This window comes from Streptomyces sp. NBC_00554 (assembly GCF_041431135.1).
In the GTDB taxonomy this organism is placed as follows: Bacteria; Actinomycetota; Actinomycetes; order Streptomycetales; family Streptomycetaceae; genus Streptomyces.
The window spans coordinates 995,761-1,011,972 of the sequence record NZ_CP107799.1; the positions used below are offsets into that span (position 1 = coordinate 995,761).

The window sequence follows — 16,212 nt, forward strand, 5'->3', positions numbered from 1 at the left end:
TCGCGTCAGACTAGTTGGGACGAAGGTGGACAGGTGTGAACGACTCCCCAGCTCCATGTGTGCTCCCGGTGGAAGTCGGGTTACCAGCTGGTAAGTCAGGCCCTCAGAGCTGTGTCGTCGACGTTAAATCCCGCACGCCAACCCCCCTTTGAGAGTTTGACTTTCACATGTGTGCGCAATGACTATGAGCGTGCCGCGCACCGAAGTCGCTGCGCGTTCCAGCGCTCTCCCCCACCATTCCTCACACTTGTGTGATTTGGAGCGTTCGCGTGCCTGTGCCGAATTTTGATACTTCCGGGCTGTTTGCCGTAGAAGACATCGTCATCGCCGTGAACCCGTTCGCCGTCGCGTCGGCACGGCTCACCGCGGCCGCCGTGCAAGCCGGTGGTCTGGGCGTGCTCGACCTGACCGCGGGTGGACGCCGTGCCGCGGCTCAACTCGCGCTCGCCGAGGAATGGTCGGCCGCCGGATTCGGCGTACGTGTGGCTGACAACGATGCCTTTCCCGCGCAGGATCTCCCCGCCTGCGTGCACACGGTCCTGCTGACCACCGACGCCTCGTGCACGCCCGCCGACTTCCCCGGCCGCCGCGTACTCGTCGAGGTGACCGGTCGTGAACAGGCTCTGCGGGCCGCGTCCGCCGGGGCTCACGGACTGATCGCCCGGGGCCACGAGGCCGGCGGTCCCGTGGGCGAACTGAGCACCTTCGTGCTGGTGCAACAGCTGCTCGCCGACGCGGAGTTGGACCTGCCGGTCTGGGCCTGTGGCGGTGCCGGACCGCACACCGCGGCGGCCGTCGTCGCCGGTGGCGGCGCCGGTGTCGTGCTCGACACCCAACTCGCGCTGCTCGCCGAAACCGAGGCCGAACTGCCCGCCGGGACCACCGCGTTGCTCGCCGGTCTTGACGGCTCCGAGACCACCGTGGAGAACGGCCGGCGCGTCGTACGGCGCCGCAGACCCGGCACCGTCCCGGCCGAGGACGGCACCCCGGCCCCCGAGATCGGCCAGGACGGCTTCCTCGCGGCCCGCTTCCAGGAACAGTGGGGCACCGTCCACGCGGCGGTGCGCGGCGTACGCGACGCGGTACTCGACACCCTGAAGAACGCGGGCCCCGCTCTCGCCCCCGGTGGCGCGGGCAGCCTCGCCCTCGGAACCCGACTACCGGTCGCCCAGGGGCCGATGACCCGCGTCAGCGACCAGGCCGCGTTCGCCGCCGAGGTGAGCGGCGCGGGCGCTCTGCCCTTCATCGCCCTCGCGCTCTCCGGCGCCGACCAGACCCGCGCCCTCCTGGAGGAGACCCGGGACTCGCTCGGCGACAAGCCGTGGGGTGTCGGCGTACTCGGATTCGCCGACGAGGAGATCAAGACCGCCCAACTCGACGTCGTACGGGAGATCCGCCCCTCTCACGCGATCATCGCGGGCGGCCGTCCCGCGCAGGCCGCCGCGCTGGAGGAAGTGGGCATCTCGACGTTCCTGCACGTGCCCTCGCCCGGGCTGCTGAAGCAGTTCCTGGAGGCGGGTGCGCGCAAGTTCATCTTCGAGGGCGCCGAGTGCGGCGGCCATGTCGGGCCGCGCAACAGCTTCCCGCTGTGGGAGGCGCAGCTCGGTGTGCTCGACGACTTCCTCGCGGGGTCGAAGAAGGGCACGGCTGCCGAGCTGCAACTCCTGTTCGCGGGCGGCGTGCACGACGAGCGGTCCGCCGCCATGGTCACCGCCCTCGCCGCGCCGCTCAGTGCGCGGGGTGCCGCGGTGGGCGTATTGATGGGCACGGCGTACCTGTTCACCGAGGAGGCGGTGACCGCGGGCGCGGTGCTGCCCCTGTTCCAGCGGCAGGTGATCGATGCCGAGCGCACCGATCTTCTGGAGACCGCTCCGGGTCACGCCACCCGCTGTGTGCGCAGCCCGTTCACCGACGAGTTCGCCGCCGTCAAGGAGGACCTGGCCACCCGTGGGATACCCGGCCGCGCGGCCTGGGAGCAGTTGGAACAGCTCAATGTCGGGCGGCTGCGGCTGGCCAGCAAGGGCATCGAGCGGACCGACGGCGGGCTCAGCGCGGTCGGCGAGCAACGGCAGCTCGCCGAGGGCATGTTCATGGCCGGCGAGGTCGCCGTGCTGCGCTCGGGGGTCACCACCGTCGCCGCGCTGCACACCGCGGTCACCACCGGCGCGGCACACTTCCTCACGGCACGGCTGCGCGGCCTGGGCATCGAGGAACCGGCCGCTCCGCCCGCCCCCGAGCCGCTGGACATCGCCATCGTCGGCATGGCCTGCATGTTCCCCGGCGCCCCCGACCTCGCCACCTTCTGGGCGAACGTCCTCGCCGGAGAGGACGCGGTCACCGAAGTACCCGCGACCCGCTGGGACGCGGATCTCTACCACGACCCGGACGGCGCGGGCGAGAAGACGCCGTCCCGCTGGGGCGGATTCCTCCCCGAGATCCCCTTCGAGCCGCTGCGGTACGGGATTCCGCCCGCCTCACTGCCCGCCATCGAGCCCGTGCAGCTGCTGGCCCTCGAAACCGCGCGCCGCGCTCTGGAGGACTCCGGCTACGGGAGCCGGGCCTTCGACCGGGCCCGCGCGTCGGTCGTGTTCGGCGCGGAGGCAGGGAGCGACCTTTCGAACGCCATGACGCTGCGTTCCGTACTGCCGTCCTACCTGGGCGGCCTGCCGCCCGCGCTCGACGAGCAGTTGCCACACCTGACCGAGGACTCCTTCCCCGGCATCCTGGCCAACGTCATCTCCGGCCGGATCGCCAACCGCCTCGACCTCGGCGGCGCCAACTACACCGTCGACGCGGCCTGCGCCTCCTCCCTCACCGCCGTCGACGTGGCGTGCAAGGAACTGGTGAGCGGGACCAGCGACCTGGTGCTGTGCGGCGGCGCCGATCTGCACAACGGCATCAACGACTACCTGCTCTTCGCCTCCGCCCACGCCCTGTCGCCCTCCGGCCGCTCCGCCCCCTTCGACAGCGCGGCCGACGGCATCGCGCTCGGTGAAGGTGTCGGCTGTGTCGTACTCAAGCGGCTCGCCGACGCCGAGCGGGACGGCGACCGGGTGTACGCGGTCATCAAGGGCGTCGGCAGCGCCAGCGACGGCCGGGCGCTCGGTCTCACCGCGCCCCGGCCGGAGGGTCAGTACAACGCGCTCGCCCGGGCCTACCGCAATGCCGGTGTCTCCCCCGCCGAGGTGGGACTCGTCGAGGCGCACGGCACCGGCACCGTAGTCGGCGACCGCACCGAACTCGGCTCCCTCACCCGGGTGTTCGAGGACGCCGGTGCCCTGCCGGGCAGTTGCGCGCTCGGCTCGGTCAAGTCGCAGATCGGGCACACCAAATGCGCCGCCGGACTCGCCGGGCTCATCAAGACCTCGCTCGCCCTGCACACCGGCGTCAAGCCGCCGACCCTGCACCTCACCGAGCCGAACCCGGCCTGGGACGCGCAGAGCAGCCCGTTCGCCTTCCACACCGAGGCCCGCCCCTGGGCGGCGGCTCCGGCCGAACGGGTCGCGGGAGTCAGCGCCTTCGGCTTCGGCGGCACCAACTTCCATGTCGTATTGCGTGCTTACCAGGACGGTCCGCCGCCCGTCACCTCGGCCCAGCAGTGGCCTGCCGAGCTGTTCACCTTCCGGGGCACGGACCGCGCCACGGCCGTACGGGCCGTCGCCGACCTGCTCGCGCTCGTGGAGGCGGATCCCGGTCCGTACGAGCCATGGCGACTGCGGGACTTCGCACTCGCCGCGTCCCGGCGTGCCGAGTCCGTCGCCCCTCGTGGCGCGCGGGCCTGGATCGCGCTCGTGGCCGGTTCGACCGAGGAACTGGCGGCACTGCTACGCCGTGCCGCGGCGGGTGAACACGCTCCGAAGGAAGGCCTGTTCGCAGCCGATGACACGGAGCCGGGCGACCTTGCGCTGCTCTTTCCCGGGCAGGGCAGTCAGCGGCCCGGGATGTTCGCCGAGTTGTTCGTGGCCTTCCCCGAGCTCCAGCGCCATCTGCGGCTCGACGAGGAGACGGCCCGGGTGCTCTTCCCGCCGACCGCCTTCGACGAGAAGAGCCGCAAGGAGCAGCAGGAGCGGATCACCGACACGACCGTCGCGCAGCCCGCTCTCGGCCTCACCGGAATCGCCGCTCACCAGCTCCTCACGCGGGCCGGTGTGCGCCCCGCGATGGCAGCGGGACACAGCTACGGAGAGCTGGCAGCCCTCGCCGCGGCGGGCGCCCTCGCCCCCGACGTGCTGCTGCGGGCCAGCCGCGACCGGGCCGCCGCCATCCTGGGCGCCACCGGCGACGGCGACCCCGGCACCATGGCCGCCGTCGCCGGGGGCGAGCCCGAGGTCGCGGCGGCGCTGGCGGAGGCAGGACTCGCGGGATCGGTGGTGACGGCGAACCGCAACTCGCCTCGCCAGACGGTGATTTCGGGCCCCACGGAGGACGTGCTCACCGCCGTTGAGCGCTTGCGGGCCCAGGGACTGAGCGCGAAGCGGATCCCGGTGGCCTGCGCGTTCCACAGCCCGCTGGTCGCCGCGGCCGGCGAGACGTTCGCCGAGGTCCTCTCCGACGTCCCGGTCGGCGTCACCGACTTCCCCGTGTGGTCCAACCGCACCGCCGAGCCCTACCCCGAGACCCCCGAGGCGATCCGGGCCGAACTGGCCGCCCAGATCGGCGCACCGGTTCGGTTCGCCGACCAGATCGAGGCCATGTACGAGGCCGGAGCCAGGCTCTTCGTCGAAGCCGGGCCCGGCTCGGTGCTGACCCGGCTGGTGGGCAGGATCCTCGGCGACCGGCCGCACCGGACGGTCGCGCTGGAGGACGGCCCGCGCACCGGGCTGACCGGTTTCCTCGGCGCACTCGCCCAACTGGCCGTCGCCGGTGCGGACATCAGGACCGCATGGCTCTTCCAGGGCCGGGACGCGATCACCGCCGACGCCCGCACTCCGCGCCGCAAACGCGCCGCCTGGACCGTCGACGGCCATCTGCTCCGCACGGCGGACGGCGCGCTCCCCGCCGCCGCTCTCCATCCCGCCCAGCGTGTCCCGGAGGCCCTCGTGACCCACAGCACGTCAGCCGCGCCGGTGGCCGCCACCGGATCCGAGGCCCTGATCAGCGAGTTCCTGCGGACGAGCCGGGAGATGATCGCCGCTCAGCGGGATGTGATGCTGGGGTATCTGGGAACGGATCCGGGAGTACGGCCCGCAGCTCCGGCCCCGGTCACGTACACGGACATTCCCATCACGGTCACCGCGCTCCCTGCCATCCCGGCACCACGGCCTGCCTCGGAGCAGCTGCCGGTCGCGGCGGCGGTGCCCGCGGGTGGCTCGGTGCTGTCGGTCGTCCTCGACGTGATCGGTGAGCGGACGGGCTATCCGGTCGACATGATCGAACCCGACCTCGACCTGGAGGCCGACCTCAGCGTCGACTCCATCAAACGGGCTGAGATCGCCGGGGAGTTGGCAGGGCGGCTGGGCCTGACCGCGACGGCCGACACCGACATCGAGGAACTCGCCAAGGCACGCACGGCCGCCGCCATCACCGCGCTGGTCGAGCGCGTCACCGGACCGGGATCGACTCCCGCCCCGGCTCCGGCCGACACCGCCTCCGCTGACGCCGTACCGACCGCCGAGTCCGTCCTGGCGCTGGTTCTCGACGTGATCGGCGAACGCACCGGCTATCCCGTCGACATGATCGAACCCGACCTCGACCTGGAAGCTGACCTCAGCGTCGACTCCATCAAACGGGCTGAGATCGCCGGGGAGTTGGCGGGGCGGCTGGGCCTGACCGCGACGGCCGACACCGACGTGGAGGAGCTCGCGAAGGCACGTACCGCCGCCGGTATCGCCGCGCTGGTGACGGGCGTACGGGGCGAGGCGGCGGGGACGGCCGGAACTGCCGAGGCCCTGGCCGCCGGCGGCGGGGCGATACCCGCGGCCGGACCGGCCACCGGCGGGAGGGCGGCGGCCGAGGCAGCTATCGGTGCCGGCGCGGGTGCCGCTGTCGGGGCCGGCGCGGGTGCGGGTACGGGTGCCGCTGCGGCAACCGAGCCCCAAGCCGCGCAAACCACCCCGGTCGACCCCGCCCCCGTCGTCGTAGCCCCCAAGCGTCTAGTCATGCAGGAGTTCGACCTCACCCCGGCCGCCCCCGCGCCCACCGACAGCGAACTCACCGGCCGTACCTTCCTGTTGCTCGGCGACGGGCCGGTGGCCGACGCACTGGCCGCCCGCCTCTCCGCGCACGGAGCCGAGACATTGACCGCCGACGAGCCCCCGGCCGACCGGACCTTCGACGGACTCGTCCACCTCGTCGCACCGGACGCCCCGCCCGTCCTCCCGGACGTCTTCCCCGTGTACCAGCGCACATTGGCGGACAACCCGCGCTGGGTGCTGGCCGCCGGTGCCTCGGCCGGGCTCCGTGGCTTCTTCCGGTCGATCGCACGCGAGTACCCCGACACGGTCGCCCGGGTCGTCGAGCACTCCCCCGGTACCGCGCCCGAGGACATCGCCGCCGATCTCCTCGCCGAACTCACCGCGCCCGACCGTGAACCGGTCGTGCTGCGCTCGCCCGGCACCCGCCGCGGACTGCGCATGGCCGAGGAGGGTCTGGGTCTGCTCGGCAGCACGGGCGCGGGCCCGGCCGGCGACGGCGCCGCCGAGGCCGCCGCACTCGGCCTCGACTCGGAGTCCGTCGTGCTCCTGGTGGGAGGCGCACGCGGGATCACCGCCCGCTTCGCCGCCACCCTCGCCGGGGCGAGCCGCTGCCGGATCGAACTGTTCGGCCGTACCGCCCTGCCCGAGGGCGAGGAGGACCCCGCCCTCGCGGCGGCGGTCACCGCGGGCGAACTGCGGGCCGCGCTCATCGCGGGCGGGCTTCGGGTGCCGGCCGAGATCGAGCGGGCGATCGGCCGGATCCAGGCCGAACGCGAGGTGCGCGGGACCCTGCGCAAGCTCGCCGGGCTCGGCTCCCAGGTGCGGTACCGCGCCGTCGACGCGCTGGACGGAGACGCCGTACACCGGGCGGTGAAGGAGATCCACGCCGAGCACGGCAGGCTCGACGGCGTCGTGTACGCGGCGGGTGTGATCGAGGACAAGCTGATCGCGGAGAAGAGTCCGGAATCGTACGACCGGGTGTTCCGTACGAAGGTGGACGGAGCGCTCGAACTGCTCGACGCGGTGGGCGAGTTGCCGGACGGACCCCGGTTCGCGGTGCTGTTCGGCAGCATCGCGGCGACCCTCGGCAACCGCGGTCAGTCCGACTACGCCGCCGCCAACGACGCCCTGGAGACCCTCGGCACCCGCTGGGCGCGCGCGGGCGCGGACCGCCGCGGGCTGACCGTCCACTGGGGCCCGTGGGCGCCGACCGGCGACGGCAACCACGGCATGGTCTCGCCGGAGCTGATGCGGCACTACGTGGGTCGCGGCATCCAGCTCATCGACCCCGACGAGGGCACCATGAGCCTGCTGCGTGAACTGGCCTGGGGTCCCGAGGGCGACACCGCCGTCGTCTACACCGCCTCTGGCTGGTGAAGAACGTGACAGGAACGCGCGCCGAACCCATCGCCATCGTCGGCATGTCGGTGCTCTTCCCCGGCGCCCCCGACCTCGCCACGTACTGGCAGAACCTGGTCTCCGGCGTGGACGCCATCACCGAGGTGCCGCCGGGCCGTTGGGACACCGACGAGCACTACGCGCCCGGTGCCGAGCCCCGCGCGGACCGGGTCTACTGCCGCCGCGGCGGTTTCGTGGACGAGCTGGCCGAGGTGGACGTCACCGAGTTCGGGATCATGCCGGCCGCGGTGCCGGCCACCGAGCCCGACCAGCTCATCGCGCTGAAGGTGGCCGCGCAGGCCATCGCCGACGCGGGCGGCGCGGACCGGCTGCCCGCCGACCGGCACCGGGTCGGCGTGGTACTCGGACGCGGCGGCTATCTGACCCCCGGCCTGGTCAGGCTCGACCAGCGGGTCCGCACCGCGAGCCAGCTCGTACGGACCCTCGGCGAGCTGCTGCCCGACCTCGGCGCCGACCAACTGGAGGCAGTACGGCAGGCGTTCACCGACCGGCTCGGGCCGGAGGCGCCGGAGTCCTCGATCGGACTCGTGCCCAACCTCGCCGCGTCCCGGCTGGCCGGGCGGCTCGACCTGCGGGGTCCCGCGTACACCGTGGACGCCGCCTGTGCCTCCTCGCTCATCGCCGTCGACCACGCGGTGCGCGAACTCGCCAGCGGGCGCTGCGACTTGATGCTCGCGGGCGGGGTGCACCACTGCCACGACATCACCTTCTGGAGTGTGTTCAGCCAGCTCGGGGCGCTCTCGCCGAGCGAGCGCATCCGGCCGTTCCACACGGGCGCGGACGGGGTGCTGATCGGTGAGGGCACCGGCGTCGTCGTCCTCAAGCGCCTCGCCGACGCCGAGCGGGACGGCGACCGGGTCTACGCCGCGATCACCGGAACCGGCGTGGCCTCCGACGGACGTACGACCAGTCTGATGGCCCCCGACTCGGGCGGTCAGGTCCGCGCGGTCCGGCAGGCCTGGGAAGCCGCAGGGCTGGACCCCGCCGCACCCGGTTCGATCGGGCTCCTGGAAGCGCACGGCACGGCCACCCCGGCCGGTGACGGCACCGAACTCACCACGCTCGCCGAGGTGTTCGGGCCGGGTGACGTCGACTCGGACGAACCAGCCGCCGTCATCGGCTCGGTGAAGTCGATGATCGGCCACACCATGCCCGCCGCGGGCGTCGCCGGGCTCGTCAAGGCCGCGCTCGCCGTCCACCACGGGGTACTGCCGCCGACCTTGCACTGCGACGACCCGCATCCAGCGCTTGCCCGCACCCGGTTCACCCCGATCGGCACCGCCCGCCCCTGGCACACCGACACCCGGCAGCCCGTGCGCCGCGCGGCTGTGAACGCCTTCGGGTTCGGCGGCATCAACGCGCATGTGGTGCTCGAACAGGTAGCGGCCAGGGCGACGGTGGAGGTGTACGAGCCGGAGCGGGTGCTGCGGCTGACCGCGCCGACGACCGAGGCGATGGCCGCGCTTCTTGACCGCGACGACGCGACGCTCCTCGCCGCCGGTCTCGACGAGCGTGCGGCCACGCCGGGCGCGGACCCGGTGCGGCTCGCCGTCGTCGGGCCCACGGCGAAGCGGCTGGCACTGGCGCGGAAGGCGGTCGCTAAGGGCAAGGGCTGGCGAGGACGCAACGACGTGTGGTTCGTGGCGCGCCCGCTCCTTGGCCCCGGCGGCGGCAAGCTCGCCTTCGTCTTCCCCGGCCTGGAGGCCGAGTTCACGCCCAACTCCACCGATGTTGCACGCCACTTCGGTCTGCCCGACGTCGCCGACGCCACCGTGGGTGACGTGGGCCGACAGGGCACCGGCGTTTTCGAACTCGGCCGGCTCCTGGAGGCCGCGCTGCGACGGCTCGGTGTCGTACCGGACGCGCTCGCCGGACACAGCCTCGGTGAGTGGACGGCCATGGCAGCCGCCGGGATCCACGCGGCGGCGGAGGTCGACGCCTTCCTCGCCGGCTTCGACCCCGACGAACTGAGCGTTCCCGGCCTTGCCTTCGCGGCGATCGGCGCGCCCGCGGAGCAGGTGCTGCGGGAACTGTCCGGCCGTGGCGACGTGGTGCTCTCGCACGACAACTCCCCCAACCAGTCGATGATCTGCGGCCCGGAGACCGCCGTCGGAGAGCTCGTCGACCTGTTCCGGTCCCGGGCGGTGATCTCGCAGATCCTGCCGTTCCGCTCCGGCTTCCACACGCCGATGCTGGAGCCGTATCTGGATCCGATCAGGAAGGCGTCGGAGGCCTACTCCCTGCATCCGGCGCGGCTGCCGCTGTGGTCCGCGACGACCGTCGCGCCGTACCCGGCCGAACCCGCCGCGATCCGCGCCCTGTTCACCCGTCATCTGCTGGAACCGGTCCGCTTCCGGCCACTGGTCGACACCATGTACGCGGCAGGCTTCCGCGCCTTCGTCCAGCTCGGCGCCGGACAGCTCGGCTCGCTCATCGCCGACACACTCCACGGGCGCGAGCACCTCGTCGTCCCCGCGCACTCGCCTCATCGGGCGGGGCTTCCCCAACTGCACAGGGTGGCAAGCGCGTTGTGGGCGGACGGAGCCTCGCCGGAGCTCGCGCCGCTGCTGGGCATGCCCGAGACCGCGGCTCCTGTGCGACGGCGCCATCCGATCAAGCTGGACCTCGGGGGCGCGATGGTGTCCCTCGACGCGGAGACGCGCCGGAGGGTGGGAGCCGCGCTGACCCGGCACCGGGCGCCCGGCCCGGAGACGAGCCCGAGCATGGCCGAACTCGGCGAACAGGGCGCGCTGGGAGCGGAGTTGTCCGCTCTACTGCGTGACGCGACCGCACTCGCCTCGGACGTGGTGACGGCGAGCCGCCTCAGGCCCGCCCCGCGAACCGCCGCCGAACCGGCGCCCCGGCCTCGTCCGCTCCGCCCCCTCGAAACCACCCTCCACGTCTCCGTCGACACCATGCCGTACCTCCTCGACCACTGCTTCTTCAAACAGCCCGCCCAGGCCGAACCGGCCGACAGCTGGCCCGTCGTCCCCGGCACCACAGTGATCGCCCACCTCATGGAGTTCGCCGAACGGGCCGCACCCGGTCGGCGCGCGGTGGCCGTCCACGACGTACGGCTGAATCAGTGGATCACCGCCATTCCGGCGGTCGAGATCCCGGTACGGATCGTGCCCGAGGGCCCGGACCACCCGGACCGGGTCACCGCCTCGCTCGGGTCCTACGCGCGGGCCGTCGTCGAACTCGCCGCCGCCCACGGGCAGTTCGAGCCCGCTGCGCCCTGGTCCTTCCCCACCACACAGGAGCGGAAGCCCGACCTGACCGCGGCGGAGCTGTACACCCGCCGCTGGATGTTCCACGGCCCGCGGTTCCAGGGCGTCAGCGAGCTGACCGCGATCGGGGACCGGCATGTGCGCGGCGTTCTCGTCACCCCGCCGGCGCCGGGCGCGCTGCTCGACAACGTGGGGCAGCTGCTCGGCTACTGGATCATGTCCAGCCTTCCGGCCCGCACCACCGTGTTCCCCGTCGGTATGAAGGAGATCCGCTTCCACGGACCGCACCCCTCCCCCGGCGAACCGCTGGAGTGCCTGATCAGGATCACGTCCGTCACCGACGCCATGCTCGAAGCGGATATGCAACTGGTCCACCGGGGGCGGGTGTGGGCGGAGTTCACCGGCTGGCAGGACCGGCGCTTCGACAGCAATCCGCGTATCCGCGCGGCGGACCGCGAGCCCGAACTCCACACCCTGTCCCTGATGCAGCCGGGCGGCTGGGCACTGGTCCACGAGGAGTGGCCCGACCTGGCCACCCGTGAACTGATCATGCGGAACATCCTGGCGGGCGAGGAGCGCGAACAGTACGCGGCGCATGCCCCCCGTGGCCGACGGCAGTGGCTGCTCGGGCGGATCGCGGTCAAGGACGCGGTACGGCATCTGATGTGGGACGGCGGTGCGGGCCCGGTCTTCCCCGCCGAGGTTCGGGTGGGCAACGACCCGGCGGGCCGCCCCTTCGTCACCGGTGGCTACGGCAGGACCTTGCCCGCGCTGCACGTCTCCCTCGCCCACCGCGGCGAGACCGCCGTGGCGATGGCCAGGACCGACGGGCCCTGCGGCATCGACATCGAGGAGGTCATCGACCGCCCCGAGGGCACACTCGCCGTCGCCCTCACCCCGCGCGAGCGCGAACTGCTCCGCGCACTCACGGGGGAAACCCCCGACAGGCTCTGGTTCACCCGGTTCTGGGCCGCCAAGGAAGCCGTCGCGAAGGCGCGCGGCACCGGACTCGGCGGCGAGCCCAAGCAGTTCGAGATCACCGCGGCCGACGGCACCCTGCTGACCGTCCGTACCGCGGGCGAGGAGTACCGCGTCCGGCACTGTGAGCTGACCGCCCCCCAGCCGTCCGGCCACCCCGGCAAGGAGTACGTCGTGGCCTGGACGGCCGTCAACGATCAGGAGAACGAAGATGACCACTGAACTCGAAGGCGCCGCACCCCGATCGACCCCGGACGGGGCGACCGTACTCGCGGAGATCTCGGCCATCCTGCGCACCGTCCTGGAGGAGTACGGGCTCGACGACTCCGAGATCACCCTGGAGACGTCGTTCCACGACGACCTGGAGCTGGAGAGCATCGACCTCGTCACGCTCTCGGCGCAGCTGCGCGAGTTCTACGGCGAGCGCGTCAACTTCGCCGCGTTCATAGCCGACCGCGGCCTCGAGGAGATCATCGCGCTGACCGTCGGCGACCTCGTCGGCTACGTGGTGGGCTCGCTCGCCGTCGCGGAGGTGGGCTGACCGTGGCGACGATCCGGGTGAACGGACTCGACGTCCACGTCCAGCGCCTCGGCCACACCGGTGACGCGCCGCGTCCCGTCGTCGTCCTCATCCACGGCCTGCTCATCGACAGCCTCGCCAGCTACTACTTCAGTCTGGCCCCGCGGCTCGCCGAGGAGGGCATGGACGTCGTCATGTACGACCTGCGCGGGCACGGCAAGACCTCCCGGCCGCCGACCGGCTACCTCATGGAGGACTTCGTCACCGACCTCGACGAGCTGCTCGACGCACTGGCGGTCGACCGCCCGGTGCACCTGGTCGGCAACTCCTTCGGCGGCGCCGTCGCGTACGCCATGGCCGCCGCCCACCCCGAGCGGGTCGCCAGTGTCGTCGCCATCGAGGCCGAACCGCCGTCCCGGGCCTGGCAGGAGAGCATGTACGCGGGCCTGGTGGAGGGCAACCTGGTGATCGAGCGGGTCACCGAGTGGCTGCGGGAGAACCCGGGCGAACGCAATGCCCGGCCGTTCCGGGCCGCCGGAAAGATGCTCGACGAGACCACCGTCGCCCAGGAGATCCCGCAGAGCCGGCTCATCGACGAGGACCTGTCCGCGATCCGCTGCCCCGTCTTCGCCCTCTACGGCGGCGCGTCGGTACTCGCCGCACAGGCCGGCCCGATCGAGGCCGCCCTGGCGGACTGCCGTGCGGTCGTGCTGCCCGACCGGGGTCACTCCCTGATGGTGGAGGCCACCAAGGAGACGTACGACCTGGTGCGCGACTGGCTGTTCGGCCAGGAGACGCACGCCCTGCGGGAGGCCCGCTAGATGGGCAGATTCCTGTTCGTGGTGCCTCCGCTGGTCGGGCACGTCAACCCGGCGGTGGGCACCGCGGCGACGCTGGCGGCCCGCGGGCACGACGTCGCCTGGGCCGGCCACCCCGAGCTCATCCGAAGCCTCGCGGGAGCGGACGCCGTCGTCTTCCCCTGCGGGCTGCCCGAGGGTGCGCCGTCCCGGCCCGCCGAGCTCAAGGGCCCCGCCGCCTTCCAGTTCCTCTGGGAGAGCTTCCTGATCCCGCTCGCGGACGCGATGGCGCCCGGGGTGCGCGCGGCGATCGAGGCGTACGGTCCCGATGTCGTCGTCACCGACCAGCAGGCGGTGGCGGGCGCGCTGATCGCCGAGTCCCTCGGCCGGACCTGGGTGACCTCTGCCACCACCTCCGCGGAACTGGTCGATCCGCTGGCCGGCATGCCCAAGGTCGCGGCCTGGCTGGACGGACTGCTGGCGGAACTGCGCGGACGGATCGCGGGCGGCGCGGGCCAGGCCGATCCCCGTTTCTCGCCGCACGGTGTGCTGGCGTACACCACGCGCGCACTGCTCGGTCCGGCCGAACTCCCGGACCGGGTCTGGCTGGTAGGCCCGTCCGTGGCCGCCCGCCCGGCGCGTCCCGACGACTTTCCGTGGGACTGGCTGGACGCGTCCGCGCTGCCCACCGTCCTCGTCAGCCTGGGCACCGCCAACACGGACGCGGGAGCCCGCTTCCTCAACACGGCCGTCGCGGCGCTCGCCGGGATGGCGGACCGGGTGCGCGCCGTGCTCGTCGATCCCGGCGGGGTCGTCGAAGGCCCGGTCGCCGAGAACATCCTGGTGCGTCCGCACGTGCCTCAACTCGCCCTGCTGGAACGGCTGAACGCCGTCGTTTGCCACGCGGGTCACAACACCGTCTGCGAGGCGCTGTGGCACGGCGTCCCTCTCGTCGTCGCCCCCATCCGGGACGACCAGCCGATCGTGGCCGGTCAGGTCGTCGACGCGGGCGCCGGGGTGCGGCTGCGCTTCGGGCGGGCCGACGCGGCGAAGATCGGTGCCGCGGTCGAGGCCGTGCTCGATCCGGCAGGCGGTCACCGCAAGGCCGCCGAGGCGATCGGTGAGTCCTTCCGGGCGGCGGGCGGCAGCGCGGCCGCCGCGACCCGGCTCGAAACAGTGTCGGCCGTGTCGGCCGTGACCGGAGTACGAGGCGCATGACCGAGAACAGCACGGCCGTTGACCGGCCCAGCATTGGCACCGGCACGCCCGTTGACCGGCCCATCACGCCCGCTGCCGAACCAGACGCCCCCACCGGCACGTTGGCCGCCCTGATCGGCTACGCCAGGCCGCACTGGCGGGTGTTGCTCCTCTCCCTCGTCCTCACCCTCCTGGCCAGCGTCTCGGGCCTGGCCCAGCCGAAGTTCGCCCAGACGATCCTGGACCGGCTCGACAAGGGCGCCGATGTCGCCGCACCGGTCGCACTGCTCGCCGCGTTCCTGGCGGCGGGCGCGCTGCTCACCGGGGTCAACGCCTGGCTCCAGCAGAGGACTTCGGAGCGGGTGGTCCGCCAGGTCAGGAGAGGGCTGGTGCACCGGCTGATCCGGCTGCGGGTCTCCGAACTCGACCAACGGGCGCCCGGCGACCTCATCGCCCGCGTCACGTCCGACAGCACACTACTCAAGAGCGCCGCCACCGAAGGCCTCATCATGACCGTCAACGGCGTACTGACCTTCGCCGGGACCCTGATCATGATGGCGACGCTCGACGCACGCCTCCTGGGCGTCACCATGCTGGTCCTGGCCCTGGTGGGCATCGTGATCACGATGATCCTGCCCCGGATCAAGGCAGCGGTGGCCCGTTCCCAGACGTCCGTCGGCGCGGTCGGCGCCGTCCTCGACCGCACCCTCGGCGCGGCCCGCACGGTCAAGGCCAACGGCGCCGAGGGCCGCGAGACGCGCGCCGCCGAGGAGGCGGTCGACGAGGCGTACGCGGCCGGACTCGTCGGCGCCCGATACAGCGCCCTGGTCGCCATGGTCGGCGGCGCCTCCATCCAGACCGCGTTCCTCGTGGTGCTCGGCGTCGGCGGCGCCTTCGTGGCGAACGGCACCATGTCGGTCTCCGAGCTGATCGCCTTCCTGCTGTACGTGTTCTTCCTGGCGATCCCGGTCTCCCAGCTCGTCGGCGGCGCCGCCCAGCTGCAGCAGGGTCTGGGCGCGGTGGGCAGAATCCAGGAAGCCGCCGGACTGCCGGTCGAGGACGACATCGACTCGCCGGCCCTCACCGGCTCCGGCCCTGCGCCGTACATCGGCTCCGCGGCCGCCACCGCCTCCGGCCCGGCGCCGGACACCGACTCCCCGTCCGCCACCGTCTCCGGCCCACCGCCGGACATCGAGCTGACCGGGGTCGAGTTCACCTACCCCGGCCGCGCCCCCGCCCTGCGGGGCGTCAGCTTCACCGTCCCCGGCGGTACCCAGACCGCCCTCGTCGGCCTGTCAGGCGCGGGCAAGACCACCCTCTTCTCCCTCCTCCAGCGCTTCTACGAGCCGACCGCCGGCACCATCAGGATCGGCGGCCAGGACATCTCCACCCTGCCGCGCGGCGAGGTGCGACGCCGTATCGCGTACGTCGAGCAGGACTCCCCGGTCATGTCCGGCACCATCCGCGAGAACCTGCTGTACGCCGCGCCCTCGGCCACCGCCGAGCAGCTGGCCGAGGCCCTGGCGGTCACCCGCCTCGACGGCCTGGTCGCCCGCCTGCCCATGGGCCTGGACACGGCGGTGGGCCCGCGCGGCGTCACGCTGTCCGGCGGCGAGCGCCAGCGCCTCGCCATCGCCCGCGCCCTGCTGCGCCGCCCTCAGGTGCTGCTGCTCGACGAGGCGACGGCCCAGCTCGACGCCCGCAACGAGCAGGCGCTGAGCGAACTGATCGGCCGCACCGCCGGACAGTGCACGGTCCTCCTGATCGCACACCGGCTGTCCACGGTGACCGAGGCCGACCAGATCGTGGTCCTGGAACACGGCGACGTACGCGCGATCGGCACCCACCACTCCCTCGTGGACGACGACGAGCTCTACCGGGAACTGGCGTCGACGCAGTTCCTGGCGGCCGAGCCCCGGCCCTGACCGCCGCGGTAC

6 protein-coding genes are annotated in these 16,212 nt (G+C 72.7%); all 6 read left to right on the forward strand.

All coding sequences use genetic code 11. From position 1 onward, the window contains the following. The first annotated feature begins 329 nt into the window (after nucleotides 1-329). From OG266_RS04640 to OG266_RS04665, 6 genes are read left to right on the forward strand one after another with little or no spacing between them, the layout of a single operon-like run. On the forward strand, nucleotides 330-7,511 hold the full coding sequence (locus OG266_RS04640; RefSeq protein ID WP_371543044.1) for an SDR family NAD(P)-dependent oxidoreductase: 7,182 nt from the start codon (nucleotides 330-332) through the stop codon (nucleotides 7,509-7,511). A gap of 44 nt (nucleotides 7,512-7,555) precedes the next feature. Next, nucleotides 7,556-11,983, forward strand: coding sequence for a beta-ketoacyl synthase N-terminal-like domain-containing protein (locus tag OG266_RS04645; protein ID WP_371552646.1), 4,428 nt, complete (start codon nucleotides 7,556-7,558; stop codon nucleotides 11,981-11,983). Continuing rightward, nucleotides 11,973-12,302: a phosphopantetheine-binding protein gene (locus OG266_RS04650; protein WP_371543046.1), complete on the forward strand. Its 330-nt coding sequence runs from the start codon at nucleotides 11,973-11,975 to the stop codon at nucleotides 12,300-12,302. The genes OG266_RS04645 and OG266_RS04650 overlap by 11 nt, the downstream gene beginning before the upstream one ends. Nucleotides 12,303-12,304: 2 nt before the next feature. Next, the gene (locus OG266_RS04655; protein WP_371543048.1) at nucleotides 12,305-13,102 is read left to right on the forward strand and encodes an alpha/beta fold hydrolase; all 798 of its coding nucleotides are present in this window, start codon (nucleotides 12,305-12,307) and stop codon (nucleotides 13,100-13,102) included. Next, the gene (locus OG266_RS04660) at nucleotides 13,103-14,296 is read left to right on the forward strand and encodes a glycosyltransferase (protein ID WP_371543051.1); all 1,194 of its coding nucleotides are present in this window, start codon (nucleotides 13,103-13,105) and stop codon (nucleotides 14,294-14,296) included. Further along, nucleotides 14,293-16,200, forward strand: coding sequence for an ABC transporter ATP-binding protein (locus OG266_RS04665; RefSeq protein WP_371543054.1), 1,908 nt, complete (start codon nucleotides 14,293-14,295; stop codon nucleotides 16,198-16,200). The genes OG266_RS04660 and OG266_RS04665 overlap by 4 nt, the downstream gene beginning before the upstream one ends. Nucleotides 16,201-16,212: the final 12 nt, after the last annotated feature.